At 73.9% G+C, this 16,265-nt stretch carries 16 protein-coding genes; 10 read left to right on the top strand and 6 right to left on the bottom strand.

What is annotated here, in order from left to right; translation table 11 throughout:
- Positions 1-142: 142 nt before the first annotated feature.
- Positions 143-1,267, top strand: a complete 1,125-nt coding sequence (locus HCN08_RS34000) for a WxL protein peptidoglycan domain-containing protein (protein ID WP_167987198.1) — start codon at positions 143-145, stop codon at positions 1,265-1,267.
- Between the two features lie 13 nt (positions 1,268-1,280).
- Here HCN08_RS34000 and HCN08_RS34005 read toward each other — a convergent pair whose 3' ends face one another.
- Both HCN08_RS34005 and wrbA read right to left on the bottom strand, forming a co-directional pair.
- Entirely contained in the window at positions 1,281-2,282 is a 1,002-nt protein-coding gene (locus HCN08_RS34005; protein WP_167987199.1) for a helix-turn-helix domain-containing protein, read from the bottom strand.
- A 187-nt stretch (positions 2,283-2,469) separates the two neighbouring features.
- Entirely contained in the window at positions 2,470-3,084 is a 615-nt protein-coding gene (wrbA, locus tag HCN08_RS34010; protein WP_167987200.1) for an NAD(P)H:quinone oxidoreductase, read from the bottom strand.
- Positions 3,085-3,197: 113 nt separating this feature from the next.
- Between wrbA and sigJ the strand changes: the two genes are divergently transcribed.
- The 5 genes from sigJ (at position 3,198) to HCN08_RS34035 (ending at position 9,035) form a co-directional block, all read left to right on the top strand.
- The gene (gene sigJ / locus HCN08_RS34015; protein WP_167987201.1) at positions 3,198-4,148 is read left to right on the top strand and encodes an RNA polymerase sigma factor SigJ; all 951 of its coding nucleotides are present in this window, start codon (positions 3,198-3,200) and stop codon (positions 4,146-4,148) included.
- A 314-nt stretch (positions 4,149-4,462) separates the two neighbouring features.
- The gene (locus tag HCN08_RS34020; protein ID WP_167987202.1) at positions 4,463-5,386 is read left to right on the top strand and encodes an aromatic prenyltransferase; all 924 of its coding nucleotides are present in this window, start codon (positions 4,463-4,465) and stop codon (positions 5,384-5,386) included.
- A gap of 38 nt (positions 5,387-5,424) precedes the next feature.
- Positions 5,425-6,732: a cytochrome P450 gene (locus HCN08_RS34025; protein ID WP_167987203.1), complete on the top strand. Its 1,308-nt coding sequence runs from the start codon at positions 5,425-5,427 to the stop codon at positions 6,730-6,732.
- Between the two features lie 54 nt (positions 6,733-6,786).
- Complete coding sequence (locus HCN08_RS34030) at positions 6,787-7,854, top strand: polyprenyl synthetase family protein (protein ID WP_322974849.1); 1,068 nt, start codon at positions 6,787-6,789, stop codon at positions 7,852-7,854.
- A gap of 65 nt (positions 7,855-7,919) precedes the next feature.
- Positions 7,920-9,035 carry a methyltransferase gene (locus tag HCN08_RS34035; protein WP_322974850.1) on the top strand — a complete coding sequence of 372 codons (1,116 nt, stop codon included), beginning with the start codon at positions 7,920-7,922 and terminating at the stop codon, positions 9,033-9,035.
- A 33-nt stretch (positions 9,036-9,068) separates the two neighbouring features.
- Here the strand turns inward: HCN08_RS34035 and HCN08_RS34040 are convergent, their stop codons facing one another.
- Both HCN08_RS34040 and HCN08_RS34045 read right to left on the bottom strand, forming a co-directional pair.
- A complete protein-coding gene (locus tag HCN08_RS34040) occupies positions 9,069-9,935 on the bottom strand; it encodes an oxidoreductase (RefSeq protein ID WP_167987204.1) in 867 nt (288 codons plus the stop codon).
- 58 nt (positions 9,936-9,993) lie between these two features.
- Positions 9,994-10,884, bottom strand: a complete 891-nt coding sequence (locus HCN08_RS34045; RefSeq protein WP_167987205.1) for an alpha/beta fold hydrolase — start codon at positions 10,882-10,884, stop codon at positions 9,994-9,996.
- A 191-nt stretch (positions 10,885-11,075) separates the two neighbouring features.
- On the opposite strand from HCN08_RS34045, the gene HCN08_RS34050 reads away from it, so the two are divergent.
- On the top strand, positions 11,076-11,993 hold the full coding sequence (locus HCN08_RS34050) for a helix-turn-helix domain-containing protein (protein ID WP_167987206.1): 918 nt from the start codon (positions 11,076-11,078) through the stop codon (positions 11,991-11,993).
- Here the strand turns inward: HCN08_RS34050 and HCN08_RS34055 are convergent.
- Positions 11,947-12,567 (bottom strand): VOC family protein, encoded by a 621-nt coding sequence (locus HCN08_RS34055; RefSeq protein ID WP_167987207.1) that lies wholly within the window; start codon positions 12,565-12,567, stop codon positions 11,947-11,949. The two genes, HCN08_RS34050 and HCN08_RS34055, sit on opposite strands and share 47 nt — an antisense overlap.
- Positions 12,568-12,776: 209 nt before the next feature.
- Between HCN08_RS34055 and HCN08_RS34060 the strand changes: the two genes are divergently transcribed.
- The gene (locus HCN08_RS34060; RefSeq protein WP_167987208.1) at positions 12,777-12,956 is read left to right on the top strand and encodes a hypothetical protein; all 180 of its coding nucleotides are present in this window, start codon (positions 12,777-12,779) and stop codon (positions 12,954-12,956) included.
- Between the two features lie 145 nt (positions 12,957-13,101).
- On the opposite strand, the gene HCN08_RS34065 is transcribed toward HCN08_RS34060, so the two are convergent.
- Entirely contained in the window at positions 13,102-14,691 is a 1,590-nt protein-coding gene (locus tag HCN08_RS34065; RefSeq protein WP_167987209.1) for a TROVE domain-containing protein, read from the bottom strand.
- Between the two features lie 706 nt (positions 14,692-15,397).
- Here HCN08_RS34065 and HCN08_RS34070 point away from each other — a divergent pair.
- Together HCN08_RS34070 and HCN08_RS36815 are read left to right on the top strand one after the other, a co-directional pair.
- On the top strand, positions 15,398-15,685 hold the full coding sequence (locus HCN08_RS34070) for a hypothetical protein (protein WP_167987210.1): 288 nt from the start codon (positions 15,398-15,400) through the stop codon (positions 15,683-15,685).
- A gap of 153 nt (positions 15,686-15,838) precedes the next feature.
- A complete protein-coding gene (locus tag HCN08_RS36815; RefSeq protein ID WP_322974851.1) occupies positions 15,839-15,922 on the top strand; it encodes a putative leader peptide in 84 nt (27 codons plus the stop codon).
- Positions 15,923-16,265: the final 343 nt, after the last annotated feature.

Here is a 16,265-nt window from a genome sequence, read left to right on the forward strand (position 1 = left end):
GGGCGGTACGGCCGGCGGGGCGGGCGGGGGCGGGGCGGCGGGGCGGGGGGGGGGGGGCCCCCCCCCCCCCCCCCCCCCCCCCCCCCCCCCCGCGCCACCCCCCGCGCCCCGTGCCCCCGTGCCCCGCGCCAGGAGAACCCCCATGCATGCGCCCACCCTCCGCACCGCCGCCCGTACCGCCGTCCTGGCGCTGCTCATCGCCGTCGCGGCCACCCTCGCCGGCCTCGGCGCCGGCCCGGCCCGGGCCGCGGGCGACGACGTCAGCTGGACGGTCAGGACGGCCGCCAACACCTACGGAGCCGAGCGGTCCAGCTTCGGCTACAGCATCAACCCCGGCGGCGCGATCAAGGACACCATGACGGTCGCCAACCACGGCACCGACCCGCTCACCCTCACCGTCTACGCCGCCGACGGCTACACCACCGGCACCGGCCAACTCGACCTGCTCACCCGGGACAAGAAGTCCACCGGCGTCGGCGCCTGGGCCCGCCCGGAGCGCGACAGCGTCACCGTCGCACCGGGGAAGTCCGCCGACGTGCCCTTCACCGTCGCCGTCCCCGGCAACGCCACGCCCGGCGACTACGTCGGCGGCATCCTCACCTCGCTCAAGCAGCCCGACGCCGCGCAGGGCATCACCGTCGACCGGCGCCTCGGCATCAAGATCGCGCTGCGGGTCAGCGGCGCGCTCACCCCGCAGCTCAAGGTCGAGGACATGAGCGTCGGCTACCGCGGCACCGCGAACCCCTTCGGTACCGGCGACGCCGCCGTCACGTACACGATCCACAACACCGGCAACGCCACGCTGTCGGCCAGGCAGGCCGTGTCCGTCTCCGGCCCCTTCGGTTGGCTCACGGCCGACGCGAAGGACGTCGCGGCGCCGCCGGCACTGCTGCCCGGCGAGCGCTGGAAGGTCGAGGTGCCCGTCCACGGCGTCGCCCCCGGCTTCCGGCTCACCGCGACCGCGACCCTGACGCCGCTGCTGACCGACGCCTCCGGCTCCACCTCCGCGCTCAAGGCGGTCTCGGCGAGCGCGCACACATGGGCCGTGCCGTGGACGCTGACGCTGCTGGTCGCCGCCCTGGCCGCGGCGGTCGTGGCCGGCCTGCTGCTCGCCCGGCGGGCCCGCGCCCGCGCCAGGCGCCGCGAGGACGCCCGCGTACAGGAAGCCGTCGAGCGCACGCTGCGGGACCGGGACAACCAGGAGCAGGACCAGGGCAAGGACCAGAAGCGGGACCAGGACGTGGCCCGCGACCACGAGCGGGCGTAGAAGGGGCCCCGGCTCACGCGCCCGAGCCGCCCGCCGCCAGCTCGGCCTCGGCCGCCGAGGAGCCGCGGAAGTCGCGCGGGGACACCCCGTAGGCCGTACGGAAGGTGCGGGTGAAGGTGGAGTGGTCGCGGAAGCCCCAGCGGGCGGCGATGCGGTGCACGGGCACGTCCAGCAGGGCGGGGTCGCGCAGGTCGTGGGCGGCGCGTTCGAGCCGCAGCCCGCGGATCCAGGCGGCCACGGTGGTGTCGCGGGCGCCGAAGAGGCGGTGGAGGTAGCCCACCGACAGGTGGTGGGCGGCGGCGACGGCCCGCGGGGTCAGGTCCGGGTCGTGCAGGTGCCGGCGCACGAACGCCTCGACGCTCAGCAGCAGGGCCCGCCGCCGGGAGTCCTCGTGGACGTCGGGCTCGGCGTCCAGGTGGTGCGCGACGAACGAGGTGAGCAGGTCGGCCGCCACACCGGAGAGCCGGGCGACGTCGTCGGGGCGGTAGCCGCCGGCGGTGCCGGTCAGGCTGCCGAGGAAGTGGACGAGCAGGCCCGCGAAGCCGCCGTGCCCGGGCAGCGGCCGGGCCAGCAACCGCTCGACGCGGTCCGCGGGTTGGCCGAGCAGCGCCTTGGGCAGGTGGGCGCGGACGACGGTGGCCGGCTCGCCGCCCGCGCCGAGTTGGAGGTCGAAGGGGCGCGAGCTGTCGTAGAGGGCGATGTCGGTGGCGCCGAGCACGGCCTCCCGGCCGGCCTGGCCCATCACCAGCTTGCCGGTGGACGCCACGACCACGCACAGCAGTTCGGGGTCGGCCTGCCGGACCATCGGCGCGGTGCGCAGGACATGGGACGGCGAGACCGTCAACTCGACGACGTTCACGGCCGCAAGGTCCACCGTGCGGACCAGGGCGCTGAAGCCGTCCGGCTCCGGGCTGAGCACCCGCATCGGGTGCTCGCCGCCGGTGAAAAGGTCGTTGAGCGCCGCCAGCCGGTCCGGCGGCGGCAGTTCCTCGCGGTCGAACACGGTGTGCATCATCGTTCCCCCTCCGACCACGGTAACCACACCCGGACCGTACGACGACAGTCCACATCAGGCCAGGCAACCATGCCCCGTCGAGGGTCCGTTCATGCCGGACGGACCGCGCCGCCGCACGAGGCCGGGCCCGGGGAGGCACGGGCGGCCCGGCTCGTGCGGGGGCGGGTCGGGGTGAGCGCGCCCGGCGTCAGGCGGCGCGGCCGGCCTTGAGCGCCGCGGCGGTCTCGACGGCACGGCGGGCCTGGTGGCGGGCGGCCTGCAGCGTCAGGTCGCTCGGCGTGGCGCCGCCACCGGCGGTGTGCGAGGTGCCGTAGGGGTTGCCGGTCTGGAACTGGACCGGGTCGGTGTAGCCGGGCGGCACGATGATGCCGCCCCAGTGGTAGAAGGTGTTCGCCATCGCCAGGATCGTCGACTCCTGGCCGCCGTGGGCGGTGTTGGAGGCGACGAAGGCCGAGTAGACCTTGCCGGCCAGCTTGCCCGTGAACCACAGCGGGCCCGTGGTCTCGACGAACGCCCGGATCTGGCTCACCGGGTTGCCGAACCGGGTGGGCGTGCCGAAGAGCACCACGTCCGCCCACTCCAGGTCGGCGTGGCTCACCTCGGCGACATCGGCGGTGTCCCGCACGTGCTGGGCCCATTCCGGACGGGAGTTGACGACCTCCTCGGTCGCCGTCTCGGCGACCTTGCGCAGCCGCACCTCGGCACCGGCCTTCTCCGCCCCCTCGGCGGCGGCCAGCGCCAACGCGTGCACATTGCCCGTGGCACTGTAGTAAATGATCGAAACGTTCACAGGTTCGGACATTTGTGCTCTTCCTTCGTCGCCAGGATAGTGTGCGTTCATCAGCTACAACGACACAGCCCCGCGCGATGTGAGGTGACGCCGCGGGACGCAGGGGACGAGGGGACCGCGACGCCATGACCGACCGCTCCGGGCCCGGCGACGGCCGCCGCGATCCCGCGGACCCGGGACTGCGCACCCTCGTCGACGAGCGGCCCCGGCTGATCAACCTCACCTACCGGCTGCTGGGTTCGCTCACCGAGGCCGAGGACGTCGTCCAGGAGACGTACACCCGCTGGTACGCGCTGCCGCCCGGCCGGCGCGCCGCCATGGAGTCGCCCGGCGGCTGGCTCACCACCGTCGCCAGCCGGATCTGCCTGGACCTGCTCGGTTCCGCGCGGGCCCGGCGGGAGCGGTACGTGGGCGCCTGGGTGCCCGAGCCGCTGCCGGACCGCACCGAGTGGATGGGCGGCCGGTGGGGCGGCGGCACCGTGACGGCCGACCCCGCCGACCAGATCACCCTCGACGAGTCGGTGGACATGGCCTTCCTCGTCGTGCTCGACGTCATGACGCCCGCCGAGCGGGTGGCGTTCATCCTGCACGACGTCTTCCGCTACTCCTTCGCCGAAGTCGCCGAGATCCTCGACCGGGCGCCCACCGCCTGCCGCCAACTGGCCTCCTCCGCCCGGCGCCGGGTCCGCGCGGTACGGGCCGACGCCTCGCCGGCCGCCCAACGCGCCGAGATCGTAAGGGCGTTCAAGCAGGCGTGGGAGTTCAAGGACATCGACGCCCTCATCGGCCTGCTGGCCGACGACGCCACCGCGACGGGCGACGGCGGCGGGCTGGTGCCGGCGGCGGTGCACCCGGTCCGGGGCGCGCGGGACGTCGCCCGGTTCTTCGCCGAGCGGATGGCGGCGGCGCCCGGCTTCACGCTGCACGAGAGCACCGTCAACGGACAGCCGGGCCTGGTCGCCCGCTTCGAGGGCCGGCCCGTGTCGGTGCTCGCGTTCGACATCGAGGGCGGCCGGGTACGCGGCGTCTGGGCGGTGCTCAACCCCGACAAGCTCCGCCTCTGGCAGACCGGCTGACCCGCAGACCGGCTGACCCGCGGGCCGGCTGACCCGAGGCCCGGCCGCCGCGCGCGGGGCCGCCGCATACGCGTGTCCCCGACCGGCATCCGGACGCCGTACCCGCTCCCGCCTCCGCACCAAGGCGGCACCAAGCCGGCGCACAGTCTCCCTCAAGTCACACCCGCCACACTGGAACGCCTGCGCAGCGCCGCCGCGCTCGGGGCAGCCGCCGCGAGGTCCCCGGGCACGCCCGACGTGCGTCTGCCGGACCCGCGACGACCCAGGTCGCTCGCGTGCGCGCAGCCCACCGGAACCGACTCGAAGGAGCTTTGATGCCGGGTTCAGTCGATGTCCCCGTCGATACCGAAAGCGTCTACTCGGCCATCGAGGAGTCGGCCGCACTGCTGGACGTGGCCGCTTCCGAGGACGCCGTCCGGCCGCTGCTCGCCGCGTTCGAGGAGGCGCTGCCGGAGGCCGTGATCGCCTTCCGGGTGGCCACCAACGCCCGCCACGAGGGCGACTTCGACGCCCGCTTCACCCTCCCCCGGCACATCGACCCCTACGCCACCGCCCTCGCCCACGGCCTGACCGCGCCGACCGACCACCCCACCGGCCGGCTCCTGGCGCAGATCCAGCAGCTGTGCCCGATCAACAGCTACGGCGTCGACTTCGGTGTCACCTCCGGCTTCAAGAAGATCTGGATCTACTTCCCGGCGGGCGAGCACGAGACCCTGGAGCGGCTGGGCACCCTGGAGGCGATGCCCCGCAGCGTCGCCGCGAACAACGGCTTCTTCACCCGCTACGGCCTCGCCGAGAAGGTCGACGTCATCGGCATCGACTACCGGGCCCGCACCATGAACCTGTACTTCGCGGCGCCCCAGGAGTGCTTCGAGCGCGACACCGTCCTCGCGATGCACCGCGACATCGGCCTGCCGAGCCCGAGCGAGCAGATGTTCGCCTTCTGCGAGGCGTCCTTCGGCCTCTACACCACCCTCAACTGGGAATCCGGCGACATCGAGCGGATGTCGTACGGGGTGAAGACCGACGACCCGATGGCCTTCTTCGCCCGGCTGGGCACCAAGGTCGAGCATTTCGTCACCCATATGCCCTACGGCGTGAGAGACCCGAAAATGGTCTATGCCGCCGTGACATCCGGCGGCGAGGAATACTACAAACTCCAGTCCTACTACCGCTGGCGTTCCGTGAGCCGGCTCAACACCGCTTATATCGCCGTCCGCGACAAAGAGTCCGCGTAGCCGCGGAAGCGGTTGACGCACTTACCGAGGTGAGTGCCATGACGCAAAGGATGAACCCGGCCGACTTATCCGCGGGCCGTTCGGCGGCCCCCGAATTCCTCTTCAGCCGCATGGAGAGCCTGCTGCGCGGCCGTGCCGTCCGCCACCTCACGGTGGACGGCGTCCCCGCCGTCTTCGTACGGGACCCGGTGCTGGCGCGCACCGTCCTGGTCGGCGAGAGCCGCAACTACGGGAAGGGCGAGCTCTTCCGCAAGGCCAGAACGCTCAGCCGGGTGGGAATGCTCTCCGAGGACGAGGCCGTGCACCGCCATTACCGGCGACTGGCGAGCCCCTATCTGCGGTCGACGAAGGTCGAGGACTACGTTCCCCTCATGCGGCGCATCGTCCGCGGCACCGTCACGGCGTGGAAAGCGGGGGAAGCGGTCGACGTCCAGGAGCAGATGTGCCGGATCACCTGCGCCATCGCCGTCGAGACGCTCATCACCGGGCTGCCGCGGGCGACGACGGTGGAATTGGGCGAACGCCTTTCCCGGCTCGCCTGGGAGATGATCAGGAAACCGCTCTACGGGAAAGCCGCGGCCCGCACTGCCGGGACCGCCGCCGCCGGACGGCTGGCCGCGGCCCGCAGCGAATTCCGCGACCTGCTCGCGCAGTGCGTCGACGGACTGCTCGCCTCGCCCGGGAAGAGCGCCGGCTACCTCTCGACGCTGCTGACCGACGCCGACGAGCAGGGCAACCCGCTGCTGACCCCGGAGGAGGTGTGCGAGGAGGCCGTCATGGTGCTGACCGCCGCGACCGTCACCACCGCGTCGGTGATGTCCTGGGCCCTGCACACCCTCGACCGCCACCCGGCCGTGGAGGAGCCGCTGCTGAAGGACCTGGCCCGCAGGCGGGCCGAGGACGGCGGCCACGACCACGGCCCGCCCGGCTACACCCTGCGCTTCCTGATGGAGGTGCTGCGGCTCTACCCGCCGGTGTGGATCTCCTGCCGCAAGACCCTCACCGACGTCGTCCTCGGCGAGCACCCGCTCCCCGCGGGCACCAACCTCGTCTTCAGCTCCTACCTGCTGCACCGCGACCCCGGGCACTACCCCGACCCGCACCGCTTCCACCCCGACCGCTGGCTCACCGTCCGGCCCAGCACGATCGACGCCTCGTACATCCCCTTCGGCATCGGCTCGAAGGGCTGCATCGGGGAGATGTTCGCCTGGGAGCAACTGGAGGTGATCCTCGACGAGTTGACGCGCGAGTGGAAGCTCACCACCGTTCCCGGCCTGCGGGTGCGCACCGCGCCCGAGACCACGCTGCACCCCCGCCGCCTGCTGATGATCGCCCACCCCCGGTAGCCCGCACCGCCGGGCGCCCCGCACGTGCACCACCCGAACCCCTGGGAGAGACCTGTGACTTCGCCACTGACCGCCGGCCCCGGCGAGGACGCCGCCGGGCTCGCCCGGCGCTGCGCCGCCGACCTGCTGCGGCGCGTCGAGGACCGGCTGCGGACGCTGCTGGCCGCCGAGCGCGAGACATGGGCGGCGGTGCACGAAGGCGCGGTCGTCCCCGTGGACGCGCTGGCCGAGATGATCGGGTCGGGCGGCAAGCGCATCCGGCCGGCCTTCTGCGTCACCGGCTACCTGGCCGCCGGCGGCGACCCGGCGGACCCGGGGATCGTGTCGGCCGGCGCGGCACTGGAGATGCTGCACGTGTCCGCGCTCGTCCACGACGACGTCCTGGACGACTCCGACATCCGGCGCGGGCTGCCGACCGTGCACGCCCACCACACCGCGCTGCACGCGACCAGCGGCTGGCAGGGCGAGTCCCGGCGGTACGGCGAGGGCGTCGCGATCCTCGTCGGCGACCTCGCGCTGGTCTACAGCGGCGAGTTGATGGCCGAGGCGCCCGCCACGGTGGTCCCGGAATGGAACCGGCTGCGCTCGGAGGTGATGATCGGGCAGTACATGGACGTCCACGCCGCCGCGGAGTTCTCCGTCGACCTGCGCTCCTCGCGGCTCATCGCCCGTATCAAGTCCGGGCGTTACACCATCCACCGGCCGCTGGTGGTGGGCGCGAGCGCGGCCGGGCGCGCCGATCTGGCCCCGGTCTTCGAGGAGTACGGCGAGGCGGTCGGCGAGGCGTTCCAGCTGCGCGACGACCTGCTCGACGCGTTCGGCGACTCCGCCGACACCGGAAAGCCCACCGGGCTGGACTTCACGCAGCACAAGATGACGCTGCTGCTGGGCTGGGCGATGCAGCGCGACGAGCACATCCACACCCTGGTCACCGAGCCGGGCCACAGCTACGACGAGGTGCGCGGGCGGCTGCTGGACACCGGGGTCCCGGCCGACATCGAGAAGCACATCGCCGGGCTCGTCGAACGCGGCTGCAAGGCCATCGCGGACGCGCCCGTCGCGCCGGTGTGGCGCGAGGAACTGGCCGCGATGGCACGCAAGGTGGCCTACCGCAACGCGTGAGCCGTGCGCGTCAGCCGTGCGCGTGAACGCCGACCGTCAGTGAACGTCCTAGCGAGGGGATGGCTGTGCCTGAGTCCACCACCGAGTCCACCACCGGGTCGGCCGGCGAGTCCGCCGCCGGGGCCGTGCTGGCGCGGATGCGCGAATACATCGTCGGGCCCGCCCGGTTCGCGACCCTCCACACGTGCTTCGACCTCGGCGTCGTCGACGCCCTGCGCAAGGAGCCGGGGCTGACCGCGGCCGAACTCGGGCCGGCCGTCGGCGTGAAGCCCGAGGCGCTGGAGCAACTGCTGCGGCTGCCGGTCAAGGAGGGGTTCCTCGCCCAGGACCCGGACACCGGCGGCTACGCCCTCGGCACCCTCGCCGAGGTCCCGGACAAGGACCTCCAGCGGGTCCTCACCTTCATGGGCATGGTCAAGACCGGCATGCTGCGCCAGCTGTACTGGCTCGCCGACAGCGTCCGCAGCGGCAGCGTGGTGGGCCTGAAGGAGCTGTACGGCTTCGACGGCACGATGTTCGCCGCCGCCGCGCACGTACCCGAAGTACGGGACGCCTGGGGGCCGTTGGCGCAGAACGAGACCGCGAGCGTCTACCCGTGGTTCTTCCGCAGCTTCGACGTCCCCGCCGGGGCACGGGTGCTGGACGTGCTCGGCGGGCCCGGCCTCGGGTCGATCATGACCGCCCAGCTCAAGGCGTCGCCCGGGCTGCGGGTGACGACCTTCGACCAGCCCTTCTTCGAAGCCGAGTGCCGCCGGAACTTCGCCGCCCAAGGCGTCGAGGAGCAGTGCGACTTCGTGGCCGGCGACGCCCTCCGATCACTGCCCGGCGGCTACGACGTGCTGCTGCTCAAGCACTTCGTGGACATGTACGACCGCGAGGACGTCCTGACGATCCTGCGCAACTGCCGGCAGGCGCTGGTGCCAGGCGGCACGATCGTCGTCCTCGCGCCCGTCTACCCCGAGGACATCACCGATCCGGCCGACTACCAGGCGGACTTCTTCCCCGCCTACATCCTCGGCTGCGTCATGGGCCGCGGCGGACTCCAGCCGGTCTCCACCTACAGCAGCTGGCTGGAGGAGTGCGGCTTCGAGGTCACCGGCGTGACGGCGAAGGACCCGGCCGACATCCCGCCGGACGCGATCATCAACCGGGTCGTCATCACCGCCCGCCGGCGCGACTGAGCCGCCCGCCGCGGCGGGACCGCGGCGCCCGGCTCAGCCCAGGTCCGCCAGCTCCGCCAGGTCCTGCTCGGTCAGCTCCAGGTCGCCCGCGGCGACGTTCTCCTCCAGGTGGGCGAGCGAGCCCGTGCCGGGTATGAGCAGGATGTTGGGCGACCTGGCCAGCAGCCAGGCCAGCGCCACCTGCGGCGCGGTCGCCCCGTGCCGGGCGGCGACCGCGTCCAGCCGCGCCGCCGTGAGCGGCTGGGAGCCGCCCACCGGGAAGAACGGGACGTACGCGACACCGGCCCGCGCACACGCGTCGACGAGGGCGTCGTCGTCGCGCCGGGCGACGTTGTAGAGGTTCTGCACGCACGCGACCGGCGCGAGCGCACGGGCCTGCTCGAACTCCTCGAAGGTGACGTTGGAGACGCCGAGATGCCGGATCAGTCCCTCCTCGCGCAGCTTCAGCAGCGCCTCCAGCGGCTCGGCGAGCGCAACGCCGGCCCGGTCGAGGTCGCCCAGCCGCAGATTGACCGCGTCGAGCCGGTCCACGCCGAGCGTGCGCAGGTTCGCCTCCACCCCGCGGCGCAGGTTGTCCGGCGTGAGCCCGGTCTTCCGCTCGGCGGGCAGGTCAAGGTCGGAACCCTCCACCAGGGCGCCCACCTTGGTGACGATCACCAGGTCCGCGGGGTACGGGTGCAGCGCCTCGTGGATCAGCTCGTTCGCGGCGACACCGTCCCGCGCGTAATAGTGCGAGGTGTCGATGTGGTTGACGCCCAGCTCCACCGCCCGGCGCAGCACCCTCAGCGCCGTCTCCCGGTCCGGCCGCTCCCCGCGCGGCCACCCGGTGAGCTTCATGGCCCCGTAACCGATCCTCGCGACGCGCGTCTCGCCGCCCAGCGCCCACTGTCCTATTGCCATGGCGGTCAGCCTATTTCCGCGGCGGGCCCTTCGGGCCGTCGCCCGTCCGGGAGGACCGTCACCCGGCCGTCCGGCCGCCGCCGGTGACGTAAGCGGTGAAGGGCAGCAGGCAGGCGGCGGTCTCGGGCGGGTCCTCCAGGATCGGGGTGTGGCCGGCGTCCGGGAGGAGGTCGAGGGTCGCGCCGGGGACGGTGAGGTAGTCCTGCGCGGAGGAGGGGCGCCAGCGCCGGTCCTGGGCGCCGAAGACGACGTGCAGCGGCTTGCCCAGCGCCGCCAGCCGCGGCGGCAACGGCCGCTCGGCGAGGTAGGCGGTACCGGCCCGGGCGGCGGCGGTGAACGCGGTGAGGCTCATGGCGCGGACCTCGTCGACCAGGTACTGCGGGACGGTGTAGCCCGCGCGGAAACCGGTGGCCGCCAACTGCCGTACCTGCGCGTCGGTCGGCGGCCACCGGCCGGGGTCGGGCGCGGTCGCGGTGTCCTGCGCGAGGAAGGCGTCGAGGGCGGGGCCGGTGTCGACGAGCGCGAGGGCCGTGACGAGGTCGGGCCGCTGCTCGGCGAGCGCGGTCGCGGTGTAGCCGCCGCTGGAGTGGCCCACGACGACGGCGTGCGGCACGCTGAGGGCGTCCAGCGCCTGGGCGACCCGGCGGCCCTGGGCCGGGATGCCGTAGCCGCCGGCGGTGGGCTCGGGGGAGCGGCCGTGGCCGGGCAGGTCCACCCGGACGACGTGGTGGTGCGGGGCGAGGAGCGGCACGAGCGCGTCCCAGGACGACCCGGAGGAGGCGGTGCCGTGGACCAGCAGGAGGGCGGGGGCGTCGCGCGGGCCGTCCCGGCGGACGGCGAGGGGGCCGTCGGGGAGGGCGAGGAATTCCTGGGCGGTGGGCGTCTCGGGGATGGGCGTTTGGGGGGCGGGCGTTCGGGGGGTGGGCGGCTGCCCGGTGGAGTGCGTCATGGGGACACTGTGCGCCGGGCGGGGGCGCGGCGGCTTGGACGAATGTTCCCGGCCGTGCGGAGGGGGACGGCTGCGGATGCTCCCGGCCGGGTAGGGGTTGCCAACGTTTCCGGCCGGGCTGCGGCTGCGGCTGCGGACGTTGCCGGCCTTTGGACCGGCGGCCTCCGCGGGCTCCCGCTTACCGTGGGGGCATGGGACCGGTCGGGTGGGAGGTCGCGCGTCCGCGGGGGGTCGGGCGGGTGGCGGGTGTTGCCATGGCCGGCTTCCGGGTGCCCGGGGTGGAAGCCGGCGGATTGCGGGTCGTGCCGCATCCGGCGGTGATGCTCATCGTGGAGTTCGGGCCCGGCGGCTCCGTCGTCGAGGACGCGGCCGGGCGGGCGCAGCGCGGCAGCCTCGTCGCGGGGGTCGGCTTCGGCGCCGGGGGAGGGGTGCGGGGCCGCGGCGAGGACGTCCGCTGCGTCCAGGTGCGGCTCTCCCCGCTGGACGCGCCGCGGCTTCTGGGCGCGCCCGCCGGGGAGTTGGGCGGCGCGATGACGGCGCTGGAGGACCTGTGGGGGCCGGAAGGGACACGGCTGCGTGAGCGGCTCGCCGAAATCCCGTCCTGGCAGGGCCGGTTCGCGGCGGTGGACGCGCTGCTGGCCCGCCGCCGGGCGGCCCCGGGCGCGCGGCCGGCGGCGGTGGACCCGGAGGTGGCGTGGGCCTGGCACCGTATCGTCGCCGGTCAAGGGCGGGTGCGGGTCGAGGAGTTGGCCGCTGAGGTCGGGTGGAGCCGCAAGCGGCTGTGGGCCCGCTTCCAGGCCCAGACCGGCCTGCCGCCCAAGCGCGCCGCGCGCCTGGTCCGCTTCGACCGCGCCGCCCACCGCCTGGTCACCGGCGGCGCACCGGCCCGCGTCGCCGCCGCCGGCGGCTACGCCGACCAGTCCCACCTCCACCGCGACGTCATGGCCTTCGCGGGCGTGACCCCGGCCGGCGTCACCGCCGAACGCTTCCTGGCCGTCGACGAGTTCGCCTGGCCGGGAGCAGCGGGAGCAGCGGGAGCGCCGGGAGCGGCGGGCGCCGCCCTCACCCGGCCGCCGGCGGCTGCCAGGCGAAGCCGTCCGGGTCGGTGAAGGACTCGGCGCCGGCCGCGATGGCGAGGCGGTGCGCTCCGGTGCCCTCCGGGGAGACCCCGGCGTCCTTGGCGAGCGCCCGGCGCTGGTAGAGGGCGAGCGTGACCGGGCTGCCCTCGGCCGCGGCGAATTCCACGTACTTGCGCCCGAAGCTCTTGGCGACGCCGAAGCCGCGCCCGACGTAGAAGCGCTTGCCGGCCAGGATGTCGTCGCAGCCCAGCAGCAGCACCACCTTGTCCTCGCCGCGGTCGTCGGGGCCGGTGTCCTTCTTCGCGGACGTCGCGATCTTCCACAGCGCGCCGTCCGGCGACCGCAGCACACCGCTGTGCCCCCACAGCGACTTCTTGACCGGCTTGACCGCCGTGCCGCCGGCGGCCGCGGCGGCGTCGAAGAGCCCGCGCACGGTGGCGGGCTGCGCGACGACCAGTGACAGGGTGTAGCCGCGGAAGCCGGTGGACGGCTCCCGCGCGGGGCCCACGCGTATCTGCGTGTCGAGCCCGAGGGCGTCGGTGTAGAAGGCCCGCGCGGCGGCGGGCTCCTCCGCGTCGAGGGTGACGGATTCGATGTAGGTCATGGTCCGACCGTAGGCAGGCCGCCCGGCCTGCGGCTTCTTCGATCCTGACCGTTCCCGTACGGGCCGTCGGCGGCGGCCCTGCGTGCCGGGTCCATGTCACAGGTGTGTGCGGATCGCCGGCCGGCGTGAACGGCGGTGGGCGCGGCGGCGTCGCTGAGGGGTGGACGCACCCCACAGGGGGTGCGGCGAAACGACGAGGGGAGAGCGTCATGCGGGCAGTACGCGGATGGAAGGGTGTGGCCGTGGGGCTCGTCGTGGTGGTGGCCGGGGTGTCGCTCGGCGGCTGCAAGAGCGGCAGCGGCAACCACTCGACGCACCACCGCAAGTCCCGCAGCCACTCCGCGCCGGCGTTCGGGACCACGTACGGGACCGGCGCCCGGCAGGCATAGCGCCCGGCCGGTCCACCGGGGCGGTGCGCAGGCCCGGCGGGTCCGGCGCGTGGTGAGGTGACCGGGCGCGCGCGAGTCGCGCCCGGTCACGTCGGGGCCGGCTCCCCCCTCCGGGGCCGGCACCCCGCGGCCCCCGTGCCGCGTGTCATTCCCAGGGCCAGCCGGTGTCCCGGCCGCGGGAGAGCAGGTCGACCATCGTGAACAGCTTGTCGCTGAACCCGCCGATCTCGTACCGCAGCGGCGCACCCGTATCCAGCGCGGAGGGGGCGTAGCCGGCGGAGTTGACGCCGAACAGCGGCACGTGCGCCGGGACGGCCTCGGACACCGACACGCCGCGCGCGTTGCTCCCGGGGTAGCGGAACGCCTGCATGTCGGAGAAGAGCACGACCCGGTCGTGACCGGCGTACGCCTTCCGCAGCGCCGCCACCGTCTGCGTACCGTGCCCGACCTCACCGACCCGCGCGCAGAAGGCCTCTGCCTGCCGCAGCACCGAACCGCCCTTCACCAGCGGGTGGTTGAAGGAGCCGTCCGCGAAGCCGACCAGGTCCACCGCGCAGCCGCGGGCCGCGAGCGCCACCGCGAACAGCGCGGCGACGTCCACATGCCGCACCGAGCTGCGGCCCGAGACCGTCGCGCCCATCGAGCCCGACGTGTCGACCAGCACCAGCGTCCGCCCGGGCAGCGCCGGGATGTTGGCCACCGACGCGGTGAGCGCCTGCTCCAGCGGGTGACCCCAGCGCAGCGACGGCGCGGCACGGTAGGCCGACAGGAAGCGGTACGGGAACTGCCGCGAGCCGCGCACCTGTTCGGCGTCGGCGAGCCGCGCCGCCACCGCCGCCGCGGCCTCGTCGCCGACACCCGCCTCGTCGAAGTTGCGCAGATTACGGGTCAGCGCCATCAGCCCCATGTGCGGGATGATCGCCTCCCACGCGTCCGCGTCCATCGGGCCGAGGCTCGACAGCTGCTCCCACGTCATGCCCGCGGCGCGCAGCCGCGCGGGGTCGGCGAGGAACCACGCACGCCGCTCCGCCTCCGGCATCAGCGCCGCGGCACGGTAGGCGCTCAGCACGGGCAGCCGGTCGGTCACCCGCACCTGCTCGCGCTTCCACCGCCGGTCGGCGAGGTAGTCGAAGAGGTCGGCCTGCCACGGCCCGGCCGGCACCGGCTTGGCCAGCGCCACCACGTCCGCCATCCGCCATGCCGCGCCGGCTCCGTCGTACTTCAGCGCCGCACGCTCGGTGTAGAGCCGCGCCACCGCGTCGGCGACCCCGCGCTGCACACCGCCGGGCAGCGTCGACTTGCCGGTGCGCGCCTTCCAGTACCCGACGAACTCCGCGGGCTCGTCGGCCCGCAGCAGCGCGTCGGCGACCAACTTCCTTACGGGCACGGTCGGTTCGCGGTCGGTGCCGGAGCGGCGGGCGAGCGCGGACTCCGCGGCGGTCACGATCGCCGCCGAGCGCATGTTCATCCCGTCGCGCAGATACGGCACAAAGCGCGCGACCCAGTCCGGGTCGGCCTTCGTCGCGGCGTGCACGAGGGTGCGGAAACGGGCGTCGCGGTCGCCGGCGGACTCGTAGAAGCTGTCCTCGCCGACCATGTTGACGGCGGCGAACAGGAACAGCTCGCTCTTGACGTCGCGCGTGTACGCGGCGCCGCCCTCGAAGGTGGTCGCGGGCGCCCCAGTGGTGGTCACCGGGGACGCCGCGGGGTTGCGGAAACGGGCGAACTTCGCCATGGCAATCGCCTCTTGGGAATACGGATACGTGGATTCGGTGGTTGTCCGGACCGACGTGCCCACGAGGGCGCTGACATGCCGACGACGGCGGGGTGCCGCGAGTACCTGTCGCAAGAGCTACGTGGTGCTCTAGGCCGCTGAGCTACGGAGCCATGCGGTGGCTCCGGCGGGATTCGAACCCGCGACCGCCCCATTATGAGTGGAAGTAGGCCCTCACTGCGCTTCGCGGCGCCCGTGCCGTCGTCGAACTGCCGAACTGTCGTGTCGTCGTGGTCGTGTGGTCGGTCCGGCCGCGAGGCGACCGGCCGGGGACGTCAACTGGAGTCTGGAGGCGGGCGAGTGCCCGTCGTACGAGCAAGCCAGGTGCTCTGCCGTTTGAGCTACCGGCGCCGAGGCGCCGGGCGGGACTCGAACCCGCAACCGCCCGATCCGAGAGAAGTAAGCCCGTGCTGCGCTTCGCCTGCCACCGGAGTCCAGTTGTCGTTGTCTCCCCGAAGGGTGCTGCGAGTGCCCGTCGCCAGAGGTCGGCTTTTTGCAGAAGGAGTAACCCCTGGCTGCGCTTCGCGGCGATGTTCACTCTAGAGGGTGACCATCTGGGTCTTCACCGTATTTATGCGCGGGATTTGCGCGCGAGGCGCCCCGCACGAACCCCGCGGTTCGTGGGCGGCAGGGGCGGGCGTCGGCATACTTGCCCCCATGGCAGAGGGTGAGGGGACGGGCGGCGGCCGGCGTACCGCGGGCCCGTAACGGCTTCGTCGCCGCCCCGCTGCTGGGCACGCTGCTCGCGGTGCTGTCGGGCGCGCAGCTGCTGCACGACCACCGCGGGGTGTACGCGGACGGCGGGCTGCACCTGATCCGTAGCGGCATGGCGGTGTACGAGGAGTCGCTGCTCGTGGCCGGCACGGTGGTCGCGCTGGCCGCGGTGGTGTGCGCGGGCGTCAGCGGCTACCGCCGCCCGCGCGAGCCGCAGCCGGACCCGGCCGCGGCGCCGTAGCGCACGGGGCCCGCGGCGGGGACGTGGCGTACGGGCTCGCGGCGAGGGCGGGGGAAGCGGCAGGGCCCGCGGCGGGGGAGAGCGACGCATGTCACGCCGGGTGCGGCGGGCGGGGATTGTGCGGGGCCGCGCGGCGGAGTTACGGTGCTGAGCATGTACTCCCGGCGGCACATCGACCTCCAGCGCGTCGCCGCCGCCCTGTGTCCGGGCCTGCCGTACGGCCGCTCCGGGGCCTGACCGCCGGACCACCGCGCCGCCGCGCACCGCGCGCCCGCGCCGCACCACCACCCCTCCCGCAGCCGCCGCTGCGGCACCCCTTTCCCACGGTCGCCGGTACGTCCCCTGCCCCGGGCCGCCCCGGCGGTTCTCCCCCGGACGGCCGCGCCCGCGCCGAAGCGCCGACCGCCGGACCAGCACGCCGCCGCCCGCCCGCACCGCGAACTCCCAGGGGGAGCCCCCGATGAGCAAGCCCGTCAAGCAGATCCATCTCGCCGCGCATTTCCCCGGCGTCAACAACACGACCGTGTGGAGCGATCCGGCGGCCGGCAGCCAGATCGACTTCAGCTCCTTCGTCCACCTG

Source organism: Actinacidiphila epipremni (genome assembly GCF_012034175.1).
Classification (GTDB): domain Bacteria; phylum Actinomycetota; class Actinomycetes; order Streptomycetales; family Streptomycetaceae; genus Actinacidiphila; species Actinacidiphila epipremni.